The organism is Streptomyces sp. NPDC052721 (assembly GCF_040678315.1).
Classification (GTDB): domain Bacteria; phylum Actinomycetota; class Actinomycetes; order Streptomycetales; family Streptomycetaceae; genus Streptomyces.
Genome location: NZ_JBFATL010000002.1, coordinates 238,367 through 256,716, shown reverse-complemented (window position 1 = coordinate 256,716; position 18,350 = coordinate 238,367). Strand labels below are relative to the sequence as shown.

Sequence of the window (18,350 nt, the reverse complement as noted above, 5' to 3'; positions counted from 1 at the left end):
CCCCTCCTGGCATCACCACCGTCCCCGCGCGGGCTCGGCGCAGGACCGGGCCGGAGCCCGCAGGGCGGCCGAGGCCAGCGTCAGCGTCACGCAGAGCGAGCCCGCCGCCATCGCGGTCATCGCCGCGGCCGGTGAGGTGAACTGGGCCACCGCACCGGCCAGCGCCGCGCTCACGCCCTGGAAGGTCAGCATGCCGGCCGAGTGCAGTCCCAGCGCCTGGCCGGCCAGGTCGCCGGGGGTCAGGCTCATCAGCCGCTCCTGCTGGACCAGGCTCGCGCCGAAACCGGCGGAGGCAACGGTCACGCAGACCACCGCCACCGGCACCGGCGGGTGCGCGAAGAACACCAGGTACGGCGTCGCGAGCAGCAACAGCAGCGGGGTGGCCAGCCGGCGCCGTACCGCGGGCCGCAGCAGACGGCCCACCGTCACGTCCCCGGCGAACATGCCGAGCGCGCCACAGGCGAACAGGGTGCCGGCGGCGTGCGGGGCGTACGACACGTACAGCGATTCGCAGCCGACCACCAACCCGTTGGGCAGCCACAGGCCCAGGTAGGTGAGGCGGCGCGGGCGGGACGACCACAGCTCGGCGTTGGCGCGCCAGGTCGCCGACGGCGAGGGGCGGCCCGTGACCCGCGGTGGACGGGCGGTCAGACCGAGGCGCAGGACGAGCGCGGCCGTCAGGTACAGGGCCACGGCCAGCAGCAGACAGGCCCGCGGGGAGAGGGCGGCGAGCAGGGCGCCGCCGGTGGCGAACCCGGCGATCTGCATGAGCCCGCTCATCATGTTGAACAGCGAACGCCCGGGCAGGTAGCCGTCCTTGGCGAGGATCTCGTTCAGCAGACCCCAGCGGACCCCGCCCCCGAGGGAGGCGACCAGGCCGAGGACCGGCGGCGAAGGCCAGCGAGAGGGCGGCGAGGGTCGTACGCGGGGACAGCCGGTCGGCGCCGGAGAGCAGGAAGGCCGCGCCGAGCACCTGGGCGAGGGACGGGCCGAACATGCTCAGCGCCGACAGGAGGGGGGAGCCGGTCGCCCGGTAGACGAGCGTGCCGAGGGCGAGGCCGCCGACGGTCCCGGCGGCGTTCTGGGCGGCGGCGCCGAGGAAGAGCGGGGTGAACTCCGGGGTGCGGAACAGGGAGCGGTAGCTGGGCATGGTCCGGAGTCTCGGGCGGGCCGCAGCGGGCTCGTTAGTGTTTCGCCGTCGTGCGAAAGGTCCGTACGCGGCGTACGAGGAGGCGCTCATGGGGTGGTGGCAGCTCAACGCGGACACCCTGGCCCGGAGCCGGTTCGTCGTCTCGCCGCTCGCCGAGACCTTCGCCGGGCTGAAGCTGCTGCACGCCGGGCAGGGGACGCATCCCGGTGAGCACTCCTGGCTGGGCACGCATCTGCCCGCCTACCGGGACAGGCTCGCGGCCGACCCGGTGACGGCCCGGCTGGTGCGGGCGGGGCTGGGCCGGGAGTGGATCGCCGACTTCCTCACGCCCACGCCCCGCGACGGCGAGAGCTTCCCGGAGGGGATCGCCCGGGTCCGCGCCACCCGGCCGGCGGACGCCCGCGCGCATCTGCGCCTCTCCCTCGCCGGGCCGCTGCCCGCCGAGCTGGACCGGGACGACCTGCCCGAACGGGCGGCCGTACTGCTGGAGTGGGTGTGGGAGGAGACCGTACGGCCGTCCTGGGAGCGGCGCCGGCGGGTGCTGGAGGCGGATGTGGTGGCGCGGACCGCGCAGGCGAGCCGGCGCGGCTGGGCGAGCGTGCTGGACTCCCTGCGGCCGGGCGGCACGCGGTGGCTCGGGGACAACCGGTTCCAGATCAACCTGCACGAGTATCCGCCGCGCGAGATCTCCGGCGCCGAGCTGGTGTTCGTGCCGGTGACCGCGCAGCGCACGGGCTGGGTCGCCTGGGAGGACCACGAGCGGTACGCCGTGGTCTACCCCTGTGCCGGTGTCCTGGCCGGGGACGGCGACCGGGTGGTGCCCGCCGGTCTGAGCGCGCTGCTCGGGCCGGGCCGGGCCGCGGTGCTGGTGCTCCTCGGCTCCCCCCTGAGCACCACCCAGCTGACCGCCGTGACCGGGCAGGGGCTGGGCTCGGTGGGCCGGCATCTGAAGGTGCTGCGGGAGGCGGGGCTGGTGACGCGGCGGCGGGCCGGGCGGTCGGTGCTGTACGTCCGGACGACGGCCGGTGACGTCCTGGTCGAGGCGGGGCGAGGAAACCGGTGACACGGGGAGCCGGTGACGTCCACGGCGAGGCCGGGCAGGGGGGCGTGACCCGGCGGGGCTAGCATCCGGGCATGACGACTACTGAGCACAGCGGCTCCCCGCTGGACGTCGAGATCGGGGCCCTCCAGGGCGGCTCCGCGGATCTCTCGCGGTTCGCGGGCAAGGCCGTCCTCATCGTGAACGTGGCCTCCAAGTGCGGACTGACCCCGCAGTACACCGGGCTGGAGAAGCTCCAGGAGCGGTACGCCGAACAGGGCTTCACCGTGCTGGGCGTGCCCTGCAACCAGTTCCTCGGGCAGGAGCCCGGCACCGCCGAGGAGATCGCGGAGTTCTGCTCGGCGACGTACGGCGTGACCTTCCCGCTGACGGAGAAGGTGGAGGTGAACGGGGCGGGCCGGCATCCGCTGTACGAGCGGCTCGTGGGCTTCGCCGACGCCGAGGGGCACAGCGGGGACATCCGTTGGAACTTCGAGAAGTTCCTGATCGGCCGGGACGGTCAGGTCGTCGCGCGGTTCTCGCCGCAGACCGAGCCGGAGTCGGCCGAGGTCGTCTCCGCGATCGAGGCCCAGCTCGGCTGAACACGGCCCGGGCCCCCGACGGCCCGGACGAGGCGGTGAGCCCTCTCGGCAAGGACGGCGACTGGTCGAGAGGGCTCTCCTGTGGTGCGTGTGCAGTTGTTGTCCGGACCAGGGTCAGGGAGAACCCCTCACGCCTTGACCGAGGCCACGAAGGCGTTCCACGCGTCGGCGGGGAAGGCCAGGATCGGGCCCTCGGGCGTCTTGGAGTCGCGGACGGCGAGTTCGGCGGCGGCGGGCGACTTGACCTCGACGCAGGCGCCGTTGCCCGCGGAATAGGAAGACTTCATCCACGTCTCCGAAGCGCCCTGAATCAGTGCCATGTCCACTCCTGTTGCGAGTTGCGGTAGTGCGGATCACGCCAACCATGTCGTTTGATTGGCGTGATCGACGCTACCGGGCAACTGCTCGCCGCGGAGGAGTCGTTCACTCAACCGGATGGCATATTCCAGGCGGGCCTTCCACTGGAGTGGACCGGCGGTGTACGATCCCGCGCCCTGCACGATCCCGCATCAGTCGGCGTACAGTTTCGCCGCATCCGCGATGAATTTCCGGGACGCCTCCACGTTGAGGGACTGCGCCCGCAGATGCTCGTACATCACGGCGTACTTCTGCACGTCCTGCGCCTTCTCCAGGTACAGGTCGCTGGTCACGCCCTCCAGGTACACCACGCTGGAGTCGGCCGCGTCGGCGAACTCCAGGATCGCGTACTGGCCGTTGAGCCCCGGATGCGCGCCCACGTCGAAGGGCAGCACCTGCACCGTGACGTGCGGCAGCTGCGACATCTCGATCAGGTGCTCCAGCTGTTCCCGCATCACCAGCCGGCTGCCCACGACCCGCTTCAGCGCGGCCTCGTCCAGCACCACCCACAGCCGGAGCGGGTTGGTCTGGGCGGTGATACGTTCCTGTCGGCGCATCCGCACCTGGACACGCTTCTCGATCTCCGTGGTCGACGTCTCCGGCAACGCGCCCTGCACCAGCGCCTCGGCATAGGCCCGGGTCTGCAACAGCCCGGTCACCAGCTGGGGTTCGTACACCCGCAGCGACTCGGCGTCCGTCTCCAGACCGATGTACACGCTGTACGGGATGTCGCCGAAAGTGTGCCACCAGCCCTGCTGCCTGGAGTCCCGGGCCATCTCCATCAGCGAGTCGACGATCCGCTGGTCCTCGACCTCGTACACCCCGCACAGATCGCGCACGTCGCGCTGGCTGATGCTCCTCCGGCCGTTCTCCAGCCGGCTGATCTTCGACTGCGACACCAGCAGCCGCTCCGCCACCTCTTCGGCCGTCATGCCCTTGAGCTCACGAAGCCTGCGCAGCTCCTGGCCCAGCCGGCGCCGCCTGACGGTGGGATTGACATTGGACGCCACGGGACGCGCACCTCCGGCTGCCTGCCTGTTGCTTAACACTTTGCGTATCTGCTGTTGAGCAGACTGCCACCAAGGTGCTTTCCACCGCTGGGAAACCGCCGATATGCGGCCGGGGACGCAGCCGAGCGGGGCGGCGAGACCACAAGGATCTCGCCGCCCCGCTCGGACCAGCGGCTCCCGAACCGGGTCTGTGGGGACCGGGATTACGGCTCAGTGGGCCACGGCGCGCGCCATGGACCCGCGACGCGGCTGCATCGGAACCCCGCGCGCGGGTTCCGGCGCCGGCCTGGCGCCGGGCGCGGCCTGCCGGCCGGCCGCGGCCGGGCCGCGGCGCGGCTGCGCGACCGCACCGTTCTGCACGTCCATGACGGCATGCGCGACCAGCCCGCCCATGGGGTCGTGCCGGATCAGATCCCGCAACCGGGACCTGGACGAGCGGCCCTCGTTCCCGGGATACAGATGCTTGCCGAGCCCGACGGCGTGCGCCAGGGCGGCGAGCGCCGCGGTCCGCGGGTCCGGCGGTACGCCGGTGCGGATCGCGGAGTCCAGCCGGGCACGGATCTCCCGGCTGATGTCGTTGTCCGTCGCCTGGTAGCGAGTCGTCGGCAACACCCCGCACATCTGACCCGGCACGGCGGCGACCATGCCGCACCGCTCCAGATGCGAGAGGTAGGTCTGGCGGAGCCCCAGCCGGGGTCCGCCGATCCAGTGGACGGCACGCACGGGAGCGCCACGCCTTCGCAGCAACTCCAACGCGCAGTCCAGAGTCGGATCTCCTGTCGGCCGTGGCACCACCACGGCGATACGATCCCCGTCTGGGGCTATCCGTCCGGCCAGCGCCAGCTCCACTAGCTGTGCACCGGCCAGACCGAGGTCGAGCGACTGCGGCTGCGCAGTGGTACCCGTGGCCGGGTCCAGTGCCAGCAACAGAAGCTCCTCCGGAAGTGTTCTGCGGCTCCTGCCCATCCATGCCTCCCCGCGTGGATGAATGACAGGGTGACCCCTCTCACATTGGTCTGTCGAGGGTGCGTGACCGGTTCGTGAGGGAACCGGTAGGTATGTCGTTCTCGTCTACCGCAGGGGCCAAGCCCTCACACAGGACACTGGTACATGGTTCGGACAGGGCGCGCGCGTAGGCGTGCGGCGCATGGAGGAGGCATCGGTGGCGGGCGAGTCCCCCGACAGGTCGAAGCAGCGCGAGTCGTCGGCGGAACCGACGTCGGGGAGCGCGGGTTCGGTTCCCGAGGCGCGCGATCCGCGTCTCACGGTGTCCCGCGAACGGAAGTCCTCGGGCGGCGACACGGCGACGAAGGTCCTGACGGTACGACCCGAAACCCCGACCGCGCGGAAGCAGTCGGCCGACCCCGAGGACACCGCCCTGCAGGCGGCGGTCTCGACCTGGGTACGCGAACCGAGCCCGGACACACCCGCGAACACCCAGGAGACCGACGACACCGGGGACGAGCCGGAGAAGGCCACGAAGCCGAAGTCCGCCACGGAGACGAAGGCTGAGCCCTCGTCCGAGGCGGAGGCCTCAGCTGACGCCGGGGACGAGGCGGAGGCTTTGTCCGGCGCGAGCGCGGAGGCCGAGGCCGAGGAACCGTCGGACGCGGACGGGGAGACCGAGGTGGAGGGCTCCGCTGACGCGAAGGCAGAGGCTGAAGCGTCGTCCGAGGCAAGCGCGGAGGACGAAGGCACGTCTGACGCGAAGGCCAAGACTGACGCCCCGTCCGGCCCGGGCACGGAGGCCGAGACGGCTGAGCGCGGGGACGAGCCGGAGATGCCCGGTGGCGGGGACGAGCCGGAGGCCGCCGATGGCGGGGACGCCCCACAGGGGCCACCCGCAGCCGACGACGAGAGCCGCACGGGTGGTGCGGTTGGGACCGCGGAGGCCGAAGGCGAAGCCGAGGCGGACGCGCAGGCAACCCGTGCGGTTGGGACCGCGGAGGCCGAAGGCGAAGCCGAGGCCGAGGCGCAGCCGGCCCCGGCGCCGCAGGCAACCCGTGCGGGTGGGAACACGGACGCCGACGCCGAAGGCGAAGCCGAGGCCGAGGCGCAGCCGGCCCCGGCGCCGCAGGCGACCCGTGGCGCCACGGACGCCGAAGGCGGAGCCGAGGCGGCGGACGGTGACGGCCCCCGCGCGGACCCCGCCGCCAAGGACACCGGCGTCGACCAGCCCACCACCGTCTTCAAGGCCGTCCGCCCCAAGACACCCCCCGTCGACCAGCCGACGACCATGCTCAAGCTCGGCGGCAAGCCGGCCGCCCGCGAGTCCGACTCGGAGCGCACCAGCAAGTTCGTCGCGCTGAAGGACGACCTGCGCAAGCCGGCCGCCGAGGCCAAGGCCCCGGACGCCACCACCCCCGTCCCCCAGGTCGGCCCCGAGCGCACCACCCAGCAGCCGCTCCCGCCCAAGCCCCCGCTGGACCTGCTGGCGGAGCTGACGAACACGCCCCCGCCGCCGGAGACCCCGGTCCGCACGCTCGTGCGCCGGATCAAGATCTGGACCCCCCTGGTCCTGCTCCTGGCGATCGTCTTCGCGGTCGTACAGGCCGTGCGCCCGCTGCCGGCGCCCACTCTCGCGCTCACCGGCAAGGACAGCTACACCTTCGCCGGGGACCGCACGCAGCTGCCCTGGCCCGGCGAGGGACAGGGCTGGATGGACGTGGACGGCGTCGGCACGATGGGTCACTTCGGCAAGCAGACCCCCGTGGCCATCGGCTCGGTCGCCAAGACCATGACGGCGTACATCATCCTCAAGGACCACCCGCTGAAGGCGGGCGAGGAGGGTCCGAAGATCAAGGTGGACCCGACGGCGGAGAAGGAGGGCGGCTACAACAAGGCCGGCGAGTCGACGCTCGACACCGTCAAGGCCGGTGACACCCTCACCGAGAAGCAGGCCCTGTCGGCCGTCCTGATCCCCTCCGCCAACAACATCGCGCGGCTGCTCGCGCGCTGGGACGCCGGTTCGGAGGCGGCGTTCGTCAAGAAGATGAACGCCACGGCCAGGGAACTGGGGATGACCGGCACGACGTACACCGACCCCTCGGGACTGAAGGAGACCACCGTCTCCACGGCCGAGGACCAGGTGAAGCTGGGCCGCGCGTTCGTGAAGGTCCCTGCCCTGGTCGCGATCAGCAGCGCGGCGAGCTGGACGGATCCCTCCGGCAAATTCTGGCCCAACTACAACGAGCTGCCGTACCGCATCGGCGCGATCGGCATCAAGACCGGCAGCACCACCGCGGCCGGCGGCAACCTGCTCTTCGCCTCCCGCAAGCAGGTCGGCGGGCAGACGGTGACGATCGTCGGTGCGATCCTCGGCCAGCACAAGCGGGAGATCCTGCAGACGGTCAACGCGGTCAGCAAGACGGCGCTGCTCGCCGCCCAGAACGCGCTGACCTCGGCGAAGATCGTGAAGAAGGGGGAGGTCGTCGGGTACGTGGACGACGGGCTCGGCGGCCGTACCCCGGTCGTGGTGACGAAGGACGTCACGGCGGCCGGCTGGGCCGGGATGAAGGTGGAGCTGTCCTTCGCGTCCGGGACGGTGCCGCACAGCGCGAAGGCCGGCACCCGGGTCGGGACGCTCACCGTGGGTGACGGTTCGGCCGGCGCGGTGAAGGTCCCGGTGGCCCTGCAGAAGGACCTGACCGAGCCCGGTATCGGCGCCAGGCTGACCCGGCTGGGCTGACCTGCCGGGCCGGCCGTACGCCCCCGCCCGCCCCGTCCCCGTCCCCCGCGCACCCCGTCACGGAGCCCCCACCCGGGAGCCCTGTGACGGGGTGCGTGCTAGCGTCACGAAACGGGGCAGGTCGCCGGTCCCGGGACAGGGCCGCGAACTGGACGGAACGCGGCCGGGTACTCCGAGGGAAGCGGCCGAGAACAGAAGACGGGACACGGGGAGTGCCTTCAGGTGGCCACAGCGGAGCCGACACACGCCGACGACGCAGATCCGGGCCCGGGATCCGGCCCGCGAATACGTCTGTCCGCGACTGACCCGGACCGGCGCTTCGCCGAGCCCGGCGCCGGGGCGCGCCCCGGTGGACGCGCCCGTCCGCTCGCCGCCCTGGAACCGCTCCGGCAGCGGCTGCTTAGGCACCCGGCGCTGTCGATGACGGCGCTCTCGGGTGTGCTGCACATCATCTGGTTCTTCACGTTCGCGAACAGCGGCGGGGATCTCGCGGCGCAGGACGCGTGGGCGGAGTTCGTCGGCCGGCACCCGGACTCGGCGTACAACCTCGCCTGGTACGGGGGCATGCACCCGGTGTCGTACAGCGTGGTGTCGCCGTATCTGATGTCGGTCCTCGGTGTGCGGACGACGATGATGATCGCCGGTACGGTCTCGGCCGGTCTGCTGACGACGGTGCTGATCCGCAGCCGGGCGGTGAAGAACCCGCTGTGGGCCTCGCTCGCCGGGGTCTTCGCGTTCCTGTGCAACGCGATCTCCGGCCGGGTGACCTTCGGGCTCGGCACGATGTTCGCGCTCGGCTCGGTCGCGGCGGTGTTCTGCTGGCCGTACCGGTGGCGGTTCAAACGCTGGGCGAAGGCCCTGGTCGCCGCGCCGCTGGCGGCGCTCGCCACGATGGCCTCGCCGGTCGCGGGGCTGTTCGTGGGCCTGGTGGCGGTCGCGCTGTTCCTGCAGAAGCGGCGGCCCGGCGCGTGGGCGCTGGGGCTCGCGCCGTCGGCGGTGGTCGCGGTGTCGGCCTGGCTGTTCCCGTTCTCCGGCACCCAGCCGATGGGCTTCGGTTCGGTGATCATGCCGCTGTCGTACGGCCTGCTGTGCCTGTTCCTGGTGCCGAAGGAGTGGGTGACGGTCCGGCTGACGGCCGCCGTCTACAGCCTCGCCGTCGTCCTGGTGTGGCTGATCAGCTCGCAGATCGGGTCCAACATCTCGCGGCTGCCGATGCTGTTCGCGGGCGCGACCCTGATCGCGGCCCTGCCGTACACCGTGCCGAAGTCCCGCAAGTGGTACGTGACCGTGCTGGCCTTCCTCGGCTTCGCCGGCTGGATCGGCTTCAAGTCGGTGGACGACATCATCCACACCAACCCGGCCGCCTCCTGGGCGCGGGAACTCGCCCCGCTGGTCAACGAGCTGCAGAAGGTCGGCGCCGAGAAGGGCCGGGTCGAGGTGGTCCCGGCCCGCTCGCACCGCGAGGCCTCCGCGCTCGCGCCGTACGTCAACCTGGCCCGCGGCTGGAACCGGCAGGCCGACATGGAGCGCAACCCGCTCTTCTACGACGACACGCTCAACTCGGCCAACTACCACGAGTGGCTCCAGCGGTGGGCCGTGCACTACGTGGTGCTGCCCAAGGACAATCCGGACGGGGACGGCGGCGAACGCGAGCGGCAGCTGCTGCGGCGCGGGATGCCCTATCTGAAGCAGATCTGGGGCGACGCGAACTGGCAGCTGTTCAAGGTGACCGATCCGGCGCCGCTCGCCGAACCGAACGCGGTGGTGGACCGGGCCGAGCAGGGCGAGATGACGTTGCGGGTGAGCCAGGCGGGGCGGATCCTGATCCGGATCCCGTACTCGCCGTGGCTGAGCATCGTCGACGAGCACGGCAGGAGCCAGTCCTACGACAAGATCAAGGCGTGCCTGATGGCGACGCCGGAGGACGTCGACGGGGACAAGTGGACCACGCTGCTCGCACCGGGGCCGGGCACGTACCGGCTGGCCGCGCCGTACCAGCTGCCGCGCGGTACGCCGTGCCCCGAGGAGCTGCAGAAGCCCTGACGGTCAGCGGAGCCGGTCGGCGTACGTGTCCGTGCCCGGCACCGTCGGGATGAACGGCGCCACCAGCTCCACCCGGCCCAGCCCCGCCGCGGCCACCTGCCCGTCCAGCCCCGTGAAGTGCTCCTCCCAGCACTCGCGCGGGTCCCGCTCCAGGAACCACAGCAGCGTCAGCCGGGTGTCCACGCCCTCGACCTGCCGGACGTAGGTCATGCGGTCGCCCGGCAGCGGGGTGGGCCGGAACACGGTCGCCATCGCCGCCGGGGAGCCCGCGAGGCGGCGCGGCAGGTGCCGGGCGCGCAGCCACTCCAGCAGTGCGGTCCGCCGCTCGGGCGACTCGGCGTCGATCACCTCCAGCACCAGGCCCGCGTACGGGTGGTCGAGGGCGTGGAAGTCGCGGGGGCCGGCGGCGCCGTCGCGGTACACCGTCGTCTCGTGGTCCTGGAAGGCCGTGAAGACGTGGGTGCGGTCGTGGTAGACGCGGGCGTCCCGGTTGAGGCGCTTGTTGATGGCGACCGTCCACTTCATGTGGTCGTCGTAGCGGCCGGCGGTGATCCAGTAGGTGGAGAGGTAGCAGCCGGCGGTGACCGGCTGGGCGACGGCCGACTTCTCCGGGTAGCGCAGGAGCTGCAGGTCCCGGGTCGCGACCCAGCGGCGGCCCGCGTACATCCAGGGCATGGCCATCGCGCCGGCGTAGTAGTGGTCGTCCTCGTACCAGCGGTTGTACGCGTACTCGTGGCCGGGGTGCGGCTCGACCATGGTGATCAGGGCGTGGCCGGGGCGGACGCCGTACGGGCCGACGGCGGCCAGTTCGGCGTACCGCTCGCTGCGGGTGTCCTCGCTCACGCGGTTCCCCTTTCCTGCGGTCACCCATACTCTGACGCTCCGTCAGATGAAGCGCCATACCGAAGGAGGGCCCATGTCCCTGCTCGCGGGCAAGACCGTCGTCGTCTCGGGCGTCGGGGCCGGGCTCGGCCACCAGGTCGCCGCGGCCGTCGTACGGGACGGCGGCAACGCGGTGCTCGGGGCGCGCACCGAGGCGAACCTCGCCAAGAGCGCGGCGGGGATCGACCCGGAGGGCACGCGTACGGCGTTCCGGGCGACGGACATCACGGACGAGGGGCAGTGCGAGGCGCTTGCGGCGCTGGCGCGGGAGCGGTTCGGCGGGATCGACGCCGTGGTGCAGGTGGCCGCCTGGGACTCGTACTTCGGCGGGCTGGAGGACGCCGACTTCGCGACCTGGCGGCAGGTCGTCGACGTGAACCTGCTGGGGACGCTGCGGATGACCCGGGCCTGTCTGCCGGCGCTGAAGGCGGGCGGGGGCGGGTCGGTGGTGTTCATCGGGACGCAGTCGGCGGTGGCCGCGCCCTCGCAGGTGAAGCAGGCCGCGTACGCCGCCTCGAAGGGGGCGCTGACCAGCGCGATGTACTCGCTGGCGCGGGAGCTGGGGCCGTATCGCATCCGGGTCAACACCGTGCTGCCCGGCTGGATGTGGGGACCGCCGGTGCAGGCGTACGTCCAGTTCACCGCGCTGACGGAAGGGGTGCCGGAAGAGGAGGTGCTGGCGCGGCTGAGCGAGCGGATGGCGTTGCCGGAGCTGGCCACCGACGGGGATGTGGCGGATGCGGCGGTGTTCCTCGCCTCGGACCGGGCGCGGGCGATCACGGGGCAGTCGTTGCTGGTCAACGCGGGTGAGCTGATGCGCTGACCCAACTTTCCCAGAAGGTGCGGTCGTTCATGCTGATGAACACAGATCAGCAAGCCGAACAATTTTACTCTGACTTGACCTTCCGCTTGCTTGTCGTGTTCACGTGGGCAGACCCACGATCGGGCACATGAACAGTCTCGACTGGGCCGTGCTCATCGGCTACTTCGGTGTGATGGTCGCGATCGGCGTCTGGTCGCACAAGCGCGTGGACAACGTTTCCGACTTCTTCACGGCCGGCGGCAAGATGCCCTGGTGGCTCTCCGGCATCTCGCACCACATGTCGGGCTACAGCGCCGTGATGTTCACCGGATACGCGGGCATCGCCTACACCTACGGCGTCACCTCCTTCATCACCTGGTCCTTCCCCATCGCGCTCGGCATCGCCATCGGGTCGAAGCTGTTCGCGCCGCGCATCAACCGACTGCGTTCCCGGCTCCATGTGGCCTCCCCACTGGAGTACCTGAAGAACCGTTACAACCTGCCCACACAGCAGGCGCTCGCCTGGTCCGGCATGCTGCTGAAGATCGTCGACGTGGGCGCCAAGTGGGCGGCCATCGCCACCCTGCTGTCCGTCTTCACCGGCGTCTCGCTGAACCAGGGCATCCTCATCACCGGCGCGATCACCGCGGTCTACTGCACGATCGGCGGCCTGTGGGCGGACGCGCTGACCGAACTCGGCCAGTTCGTCATCCAGTTGCTCGCCGGTGTCGCGATGTTCGTGGCGGTCGTGCTGAAGCTGAACGACAAGAACATCGGCTTCCTCGGCGCCTGGGACGAGCCGGCCCTGCACGGCCACGGCAAGCCCCTGGTCGGCCCCTACGGCACGGTGTTCCTCCTCGCGTTCCTCTTCATCAAGCTCTTCGAGTACAACGGCGGCATGCTCAACCAGGCCCAGCGCTACATGGCCACCGGCAGCGCCTACGAGGCCGAGCGCTCGGCCCGGCTGTCGGCGGTGCTGTGGCTGGTCTGGCCGGTGGTGCTGTTCTTCCCCATGTGGATGTCCCCGCTGCTGGTCCACGCGCAGAAGCCGGACGGCTCCGACTCCTATGCCCTGATGACCGAACAGCTGCTGCCACACGGCCTGTTGGGCCTGGTCATCGTCGGGTTCTTCTCCCACACCATGGCGATGTGCTCCTCCGACGCCAACGCGATCGCCGCCGTGTTCACCCGGGACGTGGCGCCGGTGCTGTCGGCCAGGGCGCGAGGCTGGAGCGAGCGTTCGGGTCTGATCGCGGCCCGGGTCACGACAGTCGTCTTCCTCGGCCTGTCCATGGCGGTCGCGACCCAGGTCAACTCCCCCGCCTTCAAGGACATCATCACCGTCGTCATCAAGTGGGTGGCCGGTCTGATGGGCCCCATCGCGATCCCGATGATGCTCGGCCTGCTCCGCCCGTTCCGCCGCTCCGGCCCGACGGCGGCGCTCACCAGCTGGGCGGCGGGTCTGCTGGCCTTCTGGCTGGTCAACTACCCCATCAACTGGAACGTCGACGGCGGCGTCCCGCTCCAGTACCAGGTCTCGATCCCGCTCGCGGTCTCCCTGGTCCTCTACGTCCTCGTCGGCTACCTGAAGCCCGAGGACACCCCGGCCCGCCTGGCCGTCATCGACAAGGTCAACACGGACGGCGACGCGGTGGCGGCGGTACCGGTGCCGGCCACGGCGGGCGACGACGTGGTGGGGGCGCCGTAGGGGTTGCACGGGGAGTCGGCGCGGGTCCATCGTGGTCGCTCGCGCCGGTCTCCGCGCCCCGTCGGGGCGCTCACGCCCGCGGATACCGGGCCAGCCACCCCGGTGACGAACCGGCCGGGCCGTGCAACGCGGGGCCCTGGGTCATCTCCATCGCGAAGTCGTCGGCCAGTTCCAGGATCGTGGGGCGGCCCTCCAGCTCGGCCAGCCAGGCCGGCGGGAGGGCCGTTTCGCCGTGCAGGGCACCGAGGAGGCCGCCGGTGAGGGCGCCCGCCGCGGCGGAGGGGCCGCTCTGGTTCACCGCCAGGCACAGGCCATGGCGGACATCCTCCCCCACCAGCGCGCAGTACACGGCCGCGGCCAGCAGCCCGTCCGCCGTACCGTCACCGGCCAGCTCCTCCACCCGGGCCGGGGTCGGCATCCCCTGCCGCACCGCCCCGAGAGCGTGCTGGAGGGCGTCGGAGACCGGCTGGTGGCCGGGGCGGACGGCGAGCAGCGCGAGGGCCCGCTGTACGGCACCGTCCAGGCTGTCGCCGCGGGCCAGCGCGTGCACGATCACGGCGTACGCGCCCGCCGACAGGTAGGCGATGGGGTGGCCGTGGGTCTGGGCCGCGCACTCCACGGCCAGCTGGACGACCAGTTGGGGTTCCCAGCCGACGAGGAGCCCGAACGGCGCCGAGCGGGCGACCGCCTCCGGGCCCAGCTCCCCCGGGTTCTTCGGGGACTCCAGCGTGCCCATGGTGTCGTCGCCGAACCCGATGAGCAGCGCGCGGGTGGGGTCCCGGCGGGCGTACAGCCACTCCTCGCGGGCCAGCCAGCCGTCGTCCTTGCGGCGCTCGTCGGGCCCCCAGTCCCGCTGGGTGGCCGCCCAGCGCAGATAGGCCCGGTGCAGATCGGTCGGCGGATGCCAGGCGCCGGTGTCGCGGCGCACCTGGGCGCGTATCAGCCCGTCCACGGTGAACAGGGTCAGCTGGGTGTGATGGGTGACCGTGCCGCGCCGCCCGTGCCCGAAGGCCAGGTCCAGCAGCCCCTCACCGCCGTACGCGGCCCGGATCTCCTCCAGGGACAGCGGGTCGGCGGGCCCGCCCAGCGCGTCGCCCACCGCGGCCCCGAGCAGCGTGCCCCGCACCCGGCTCCGGAAGTCCTGCTGCTCGGCACGCCCCCAGACGGGACCGGCTGTCGCGCCCACCAGACCTCCCCCGGCACCGTCCGCCTGTACGACGCCAGCACTGTAATCGACCGGGAACGGTCCGTTCAGCGCCGCCCGGCCGGATTCTGGCGCAATGCGTACGGCGGACCGGGGCGGCCACCGGGCAGAATCCAGCCATGACCACCACCCCCACCCGCCACACCGGCCTCAGGCTCGCCGCCGGTGTGCTCACCGGCATACTCGCCCTCTACATCGCCCTGGTCGCGCTCGGGAACATCACCGACTTCGGGACCAACCAGCAGTTCGTCCGGCACGTGCTGGCGATGGACACGACGTTCAAGGACGACGACCTGATGTGGCGGGCGGTCACCAGTACGGCGCTCGAGGACACCGCGTACGTCCTCGTCATCGTGTGGGAGACCGTGGCGGCCCTGCTGCTGATCCGGGGGACGTACCTGTGGGCGCGGCGGAAGGACGACCTCGCCCGGCGCTGGTCCACCTACGGTCTGCTGATGCTGCTGCTGCTCTTCGGCGCCGGGTTCATCGCGATCGGCGGTGAGTGGTTCGCGATGTGGCAGTCGAAGACGTGGAACGGCCTGGACGCGGCGACCCGCGTGTTCCTGCTCAGCGGCGTCGCGCTGATCGTCAACCAGCTGCCCTCGGGCGCACGGGACGCTACCTGACCACCGCGACCCGGGTGCCCTGGTCGCCGAAGGCCCACAGGGCGGCTCCGTCCTCCTTGTGGAGGCGGATGCCGCCCAGTTTCTGGCCGTTGGCGGGCGGGGGCGAGGAGCCGTCGAGGGCGTTGGAGAAGGCGACGTCCACGCCGGACACCTTGGTGAAGTACATGATGTGCTCGATCTGCACGCCGTCCGAGCCCTGGATGGACTGGGTGCGCTTGATGATCGAGTAGCGGCCGGGCTGCGGGCTCACCGTGCCCGGCCACACCGTGAACGTGCGGGTCGCCCTGCCGGTCGCGTCGACCAGCCAGATGCGCTTCTCACCGAGCGAGTACACGATCCGGCGGCCCTCGCCGGACTCGTCCGGCAGGGCGGGGGCGGACGGCGCCTTCGGCGTCAGCGACGCGTGCGGGCTCGCCGACGCCGACGCGCTGGGCCTGGTCACGGCGGCCGTGGGATGCGGCCCGTGGTCCGCCTGCACGGCGAGGGCGACGACGACCGCGGTCGCCCCCGCCGTCAGACCGGTGACCCAGGCCCACGAGGGCAGTCGGGCAGCCACGGGACGCATCTCCTCCGCTACGGGTCCCCCTTCTCAGCACAGGGGTCGGATCATCGTACTCAGTCCGCGGAGGGGGATCGGTCCGGGAGGCCGCTCAGTCCAGGACCGGCAGCAGGTCCGGCAGGTGGCCGTCGGACGCCTCGGCCGCCCGCCGGCGTTCCTCCGGCACCTCGCCGTAGAGCGTGGTGCGCGGCTTCGCGGGGCGGCCGGCCGCCTCCGCCACCGCGACCAGGTCGCGGACCGACTTGTACGACCCGTACGAGGAGCCCGCCATGCGGGAGATCGTCTCCTCCATCAGCGTCCCGCCGAGGTCGTTCGCGCCGGAGCGGAGCATCTCCGCCGCCCCCTCCGTGCCCAGTTTGACCCAGCTCGTCTGGATGTTCGGGATCCAGGGGTGGAGCAGGAGACGGGCCATCGCCGTCACCGCCCGGTTGTCCCGCATCGTCGGGCCGGGGCGGGCGATGCCGGCCAGGTACACCGGCGCGTTGGTGTGGATGAACGGGAGCGTCACGAACTCCGTGAAGCCGCCCGTCTCCCGCTGGATCCCGGCCAGCGTGCGCAGATGGCCGAGCCAGTGCCGGGGCTGGTCCACATGCCCGTACATCATCGTGGACGACGAGCGGATGCCCAGCTCGTGCGCGGTGCGGATCACCTCGATCCAGGTGGCCGTGGGCAGCTTGCCCTTGGTCAGCACCCAGCGGACCTCGTCGTCCAGGATCTCCGCCGCCGTACCGGGGACGGAGTCCAGGCCCGCCTCCTTGGCGGCGGAGAGCCACTCGCGGATGGACATGCCGGTCCGGGTCGCGCCGTTCACCACCTCCATCGGGGAGAAGGCGTGCACGTGCATGCCCGGGACGCGCTCCTTCACCGCCTTCGCGATGTCGAAGTACGCGGTGCCCGGCAGGTCCGGGTGGATGCCGCCCTGCATGCACACCTCGACCGCGCCCACGTCCCACGCCTGCTGGGCGCGGTCGGCGACCTGCGCCAGCGAGAGCGTGTACGCGTCCGCGTCCGTGCGGCGCTGCGCGAAGGCGCAGAACCGGCAGCCGGTGTAGCAGACGTTGGTGAAGTTGATGTTGCGGGTGACGATGTAGGTGACGTCGTCGCCGACCGCCGACCTGCGGACGTCGTCGGCCACCCGGCACAGCGCGTCCAGCGCCGGACCGTCCGCGTGCAGCAGGGCGAGGGCCTCGGCGTCCGTCAGGCGGGTGGGGTCGTCGGCCGCCGTGCGCAGCGCCTCGCGCACGTCGGCGTCGATGCGTTCCGGGACCATGCCGGGGGCCGCCGCCTCCCGCAGGGCCTCCCAGTCGCCGTACACCTCGTCGAAGTCGGCACGCCGGTCGCCGGTACGGCCCTCGGTGTCGATGGAGGTGTGCAGGTCCGTGCGGCCGGTCGCGGTGAACACCTCCTCCGGCTCCTGCCAGGGGCGGCCCTGGACCGGCGCGTCCGGCAGGGCGAGGCCCGTGACCGGGTCGGCGAGGGCGGACACGTGCGGGCGCAGCCGCGGGTCCAGCCAGGGCTCGCCGCGGCGGACGAACTCCGGGTAGACGCAGAGGCGTTCACGCAGTTCGAAGCCTGCGGCGCGGGAGCGCTCGGTGAGTTCGTCGATCTGCGGCCAGGGGCGTTCGGGGTTGACGTGGTCGATGGTCAGCGGGGAGACCCCGCCCCAGTCGTCGATGCCGGCGCCGATCAGCCGCTCGTACTCGGCGTCGACCAGGTTCGGCGGGGCCTGGAGACAGGCCGCCGGGCCCATGATGTGCCGGGCGACGGCCACCGTGGCGACCAGGTCGTCCAGTTCGGCGTCCGGCATGCCGCGCATCGCCGTGTCCGGCTTGGCGCGGAAGTTCTGGATGATCAGCTCCTGGATGCCGTGGTAGGCGCGGGAGACCTTCCGGAGGGCGAACAGGGACTCCGCGCGCTCCTCGTAGGTCTCGCCGATGCCGATGAGCAGGCCGGAGGTGAAGGGCACGGAGGAGCGGCCGGCGTCCTCCAGGACGCGCAGCCGTACGGCCGGTTCCTTGTCCGGGGAGCCGTGGTGCGGGCCGCCCGGCTCGGACCACAGGCGGGTCGCGGTCGTCTCCAGCATCATGCCCATGCTGGGCGCGACGGGCTTCAGCCGCTGGAAGTCGGTCCACGTCAGCACGCCCGGGTTGAGGTGGGGAAGGAGTCCCGTCTCCTCCAGGATGCGGATGGAGATGGCGCGGACGTAGGCGATGGTGTCGTCGTAGCCGTGCGCGTCGAGCCACTCGCGCGCCTCCGGCCAGCGGTCCTCGGGCTTGTCGCCGAGGGTGATCAGGGCTTCCTTGCAGCCGAGGGCGGCGCCCTTGCGGGCGATGTCCAGCACCTCGTCCGGGGACATGAACATGCCGTGCCCGGCGCGGCGCAGCTTGCCGGGCACGGTGACGAACGTGCAGTAGTGGCACTTGTCCCGGCACAGCCGGGTGAGGGGGACGAAGACGCTCTTCGAGTACGTGATGACGCCGGGCCTGCCCGCCGCCTCCAGGCCCGCGTCCCGCACCCGGGCGGCGGAGGCGGCGAGGCCGGTGAGGTCCTCACCGCGTGCCTGGAGCAGCACCGCCGCCTCGGCGACGTCCAGGGCGACGCCGTCCCGGGCGCGTTTGAGGGCGCGACGCATGGAGTTCTCGGTGGGGCCGGTTCCGGAGGTCGCGGAAGTCGTCATCCC

14 protein-coding genes and 1 pseudogene are annotated in these 18,350 nt (G+C 71.8%); 7 read left to right on the top strand and 8 right to left on the bottom strand.

What is annotated here, in order from left to right; translation table 11 throughout:
* Positions 1-12 precede the first annotated feature (12 nt).
* Positions 13-1,150 (bottom strand): annotated as a pseudogene (locus AB0L21_RS03195) (MFS transporter).
* Positions 1,151-1,238: 88 nt separating this feature from the next.
* On the opposite strand from AB0L21_RS03195, the gene AB0L21_RS03190 reads away from it, so the two are divergent.
* Both AB0L21_RS03190 and AB0L21_RS03185 read left to right on the top strand, forming a co-directional pair.
* Positions 1,239-2,213, top strand: coding sequence for a winged helix-turn-helix domain-containing protein (locus AB0L21_RS03190; RefSeq protein WP_365781915.1), 975 nt, complete (start codon positions 1,239-1,241; stop codon positions 2,211-2,213).
* 71 nt (positions 2,214-2,284) lie between these two features.
* Positions 2,285-2,791 (top strand): glutathione peroxidase, encoded by a 507-nt coding sequence (locus tag AB0L21_RS03185; RefSeq protein WP_014673293.1) that lies wholly within the window; start codon positions 2,285-2,287, stop codon positions 2,789-2,791.
* Between the two features lie 128 nt (positions 2,792-2,919).
* On the opposite strand, the gene AB0L21_RS03180 is transcribed toward AB0L21_RS03185, so the two are convergent.
* The 3 genes from AB0L21_RS03180 to AB0L21_RS03170 all read right to left on the bottom strand — a co-directional run bounded on the left by AB0L21_RS03180 (position 2,920) and on the right by AB0L21_RS03170 (position 5,124).
* Positions 2,920-3,111, bottom strand: a complete 192-nt coding sequence (locus tag AB0L21_RS03180; protein WP_365702414.1) for a DUF397 domain-containing protein — start codon at positions 3,109-3,111, stop codon at positions 2,920-2,922.
* Positions 3,112-3,300: 189 nt separating this feature from the next.
* Complete coding sequence (locus tag AB0L21_RS03175) at positions 3,301-4,158, bottom strand: helix-turn-helix transcriptional regulator (RefSeq protein WP_365702412.1); 858 nt, start codon at positions 4,156-4,158, stop codon at positions 3,301-3,303.
* Between the two features lie 210 nt (positions 4,159-4,368).
* Positions 4,369-5,124, bottom strand: coding sequence for a GPP34 family phosphoprotein (locus tag AB0L21_RS03170; protein WP_365702410.1), 756 nt, complete (start codon positions 5,122-5,124; stop codon positions 4,369-4,371).
* A 181-nt stretch (positions 5,125-5,305) separates the two neighbouring features.
* On the opposite strand from AB0L21_RS03170, the gene AB0L21_RS03165 reads away from it, so the two are divergent.
* Positions 5,306-7,846 carry a D-alanyl-D-alanine carboxypeptidase gene (locus tag AB0L21_RS03165; RefSeq protein ID WP_365781913.1) on the top strand — a complete coding sequence of 847 codons (2,541 nt, stop codon included), beginning with the start codon at positions 5,306-5,308 and terminating at the stop codon, positions 7,844-7,846.
* A 222-nt stretch (positions 7,847-8,068) separates the two neighbouring features.
* Entirely contained in the window at positions 8,069-9,889 is a 1,821-nt protein-coding gene (locus tag AB0L21_RS03160; RefSeq protein WP_365781911.1) for an MFS transporter, read from the top strand.
* A gap of 3 nt (positions 9,890-9,892) precedes the next feature.
* Here the strand turns inward: AB0L21_RS03160 and AB0L21_RS03155 are convergent, their stop codons facing one another.
* Entirely contained in the window at positions 9,893-10,732 is an 840-nt protein-coding gene (locus AB0L21_RS03155) for a hypothetical protein (protein ID WP_365702403.1), read from the bottom strand.
* Positions 10,733-10,805: 73 nt separating this feature from the next.
* Here AB0L21_RS03155 and AB0L21_RS03150 point away from each other — a divergent pair, with 73 nt between their 5' ends.
* The gene (locus AB0L21_RS03150; RefSeq protein WP_365702401.1) at positions 10,806-11,594 is read left to right on the top strand and encodes an SDR family oxidoreductase; all 789 of its coding nucleotides are present in this window, start codon (positions 10,806-10,808) and stop codon (positions 11,592-11,594) included.
* A gap of 127 nt (positions 11,595-11,721) precedes the next feature.
* Positions 11,722-13,281, top strand: coding sequence for a sodium:solute symporter family protein (locus AB0L21_RS03145; protein ID WP_365781909.1), 1,560 nt, complete (start codon positions 11,722-11,724; stop codon positions 13,279-13,281).
* Positions 13,282-13,351: 70 nt separating this feature from the next.
* Here the strand turns inward: AB0L21_RS03145 and AB0L21_RS03140 are convergent, their stop codons facing one another.
* Positions 13,352-14,467, bottom strand: a complete 1,116-nt coding sequence (locus AB0L21_RS03140; protein WP_365781907.1) for an ADP-ribosylglycohydrolase family protein — start codon at positions 14,465-14,467, stop codon at positions 13,352-13,354.
* A 137-nt stretch (positions 14,468-14,604) separates the two neighbouring features.
* Between AB0L21_RS03140 and AB0L21_RS03135 the strand changes: the two genes are divergently transcribed.
* Complete coding sequence (locus AB0L21_RS03135; RefSeq protein ID WP_365781905.1) at positions 14,605-15,111, top strand: DUF2165 domain-containing protein; 507 nt, start codon at positions 14,605-14,607, stop codon at positions 15,109-15,111.
* Here the strand turns inward: AB0L21_RS03135 and AB0L21_RS03130 are convergent.
* Both AB0L21_RS03130 and AB0L21_RS03125 read right to left on the bottom strand, forming a co-directional pair.
* A complete protein-coding gene (locus AB0L21_RS03130) occupies positions 15,104-15,676 on the bottom strand; it encodes a hypothetical protein (protein ID WP_365781903.1) in 573 nt (190 codons plus the stop codon). The two genes, AB0L21_RS03135 and AB0L21_RS03130, sit on opposite strands and share 8 nt — an antisense overlap.
* Before the next feature lie 85 nt (positions 15,677-15,761).
* Positions 15,762-18,347, bottom strand: a complete 2,586-nt coding sequence (locus tag AB0L21_RS03125; protein ID WP_365702391.1) for a bifunctional FO biosynthesis protein CofGH — start codon at positions 18,345-18,347, stop codon at positions 15,762-15,764.
* Positions 18,348-18,350: the final 3 nt, after the last annotated feature.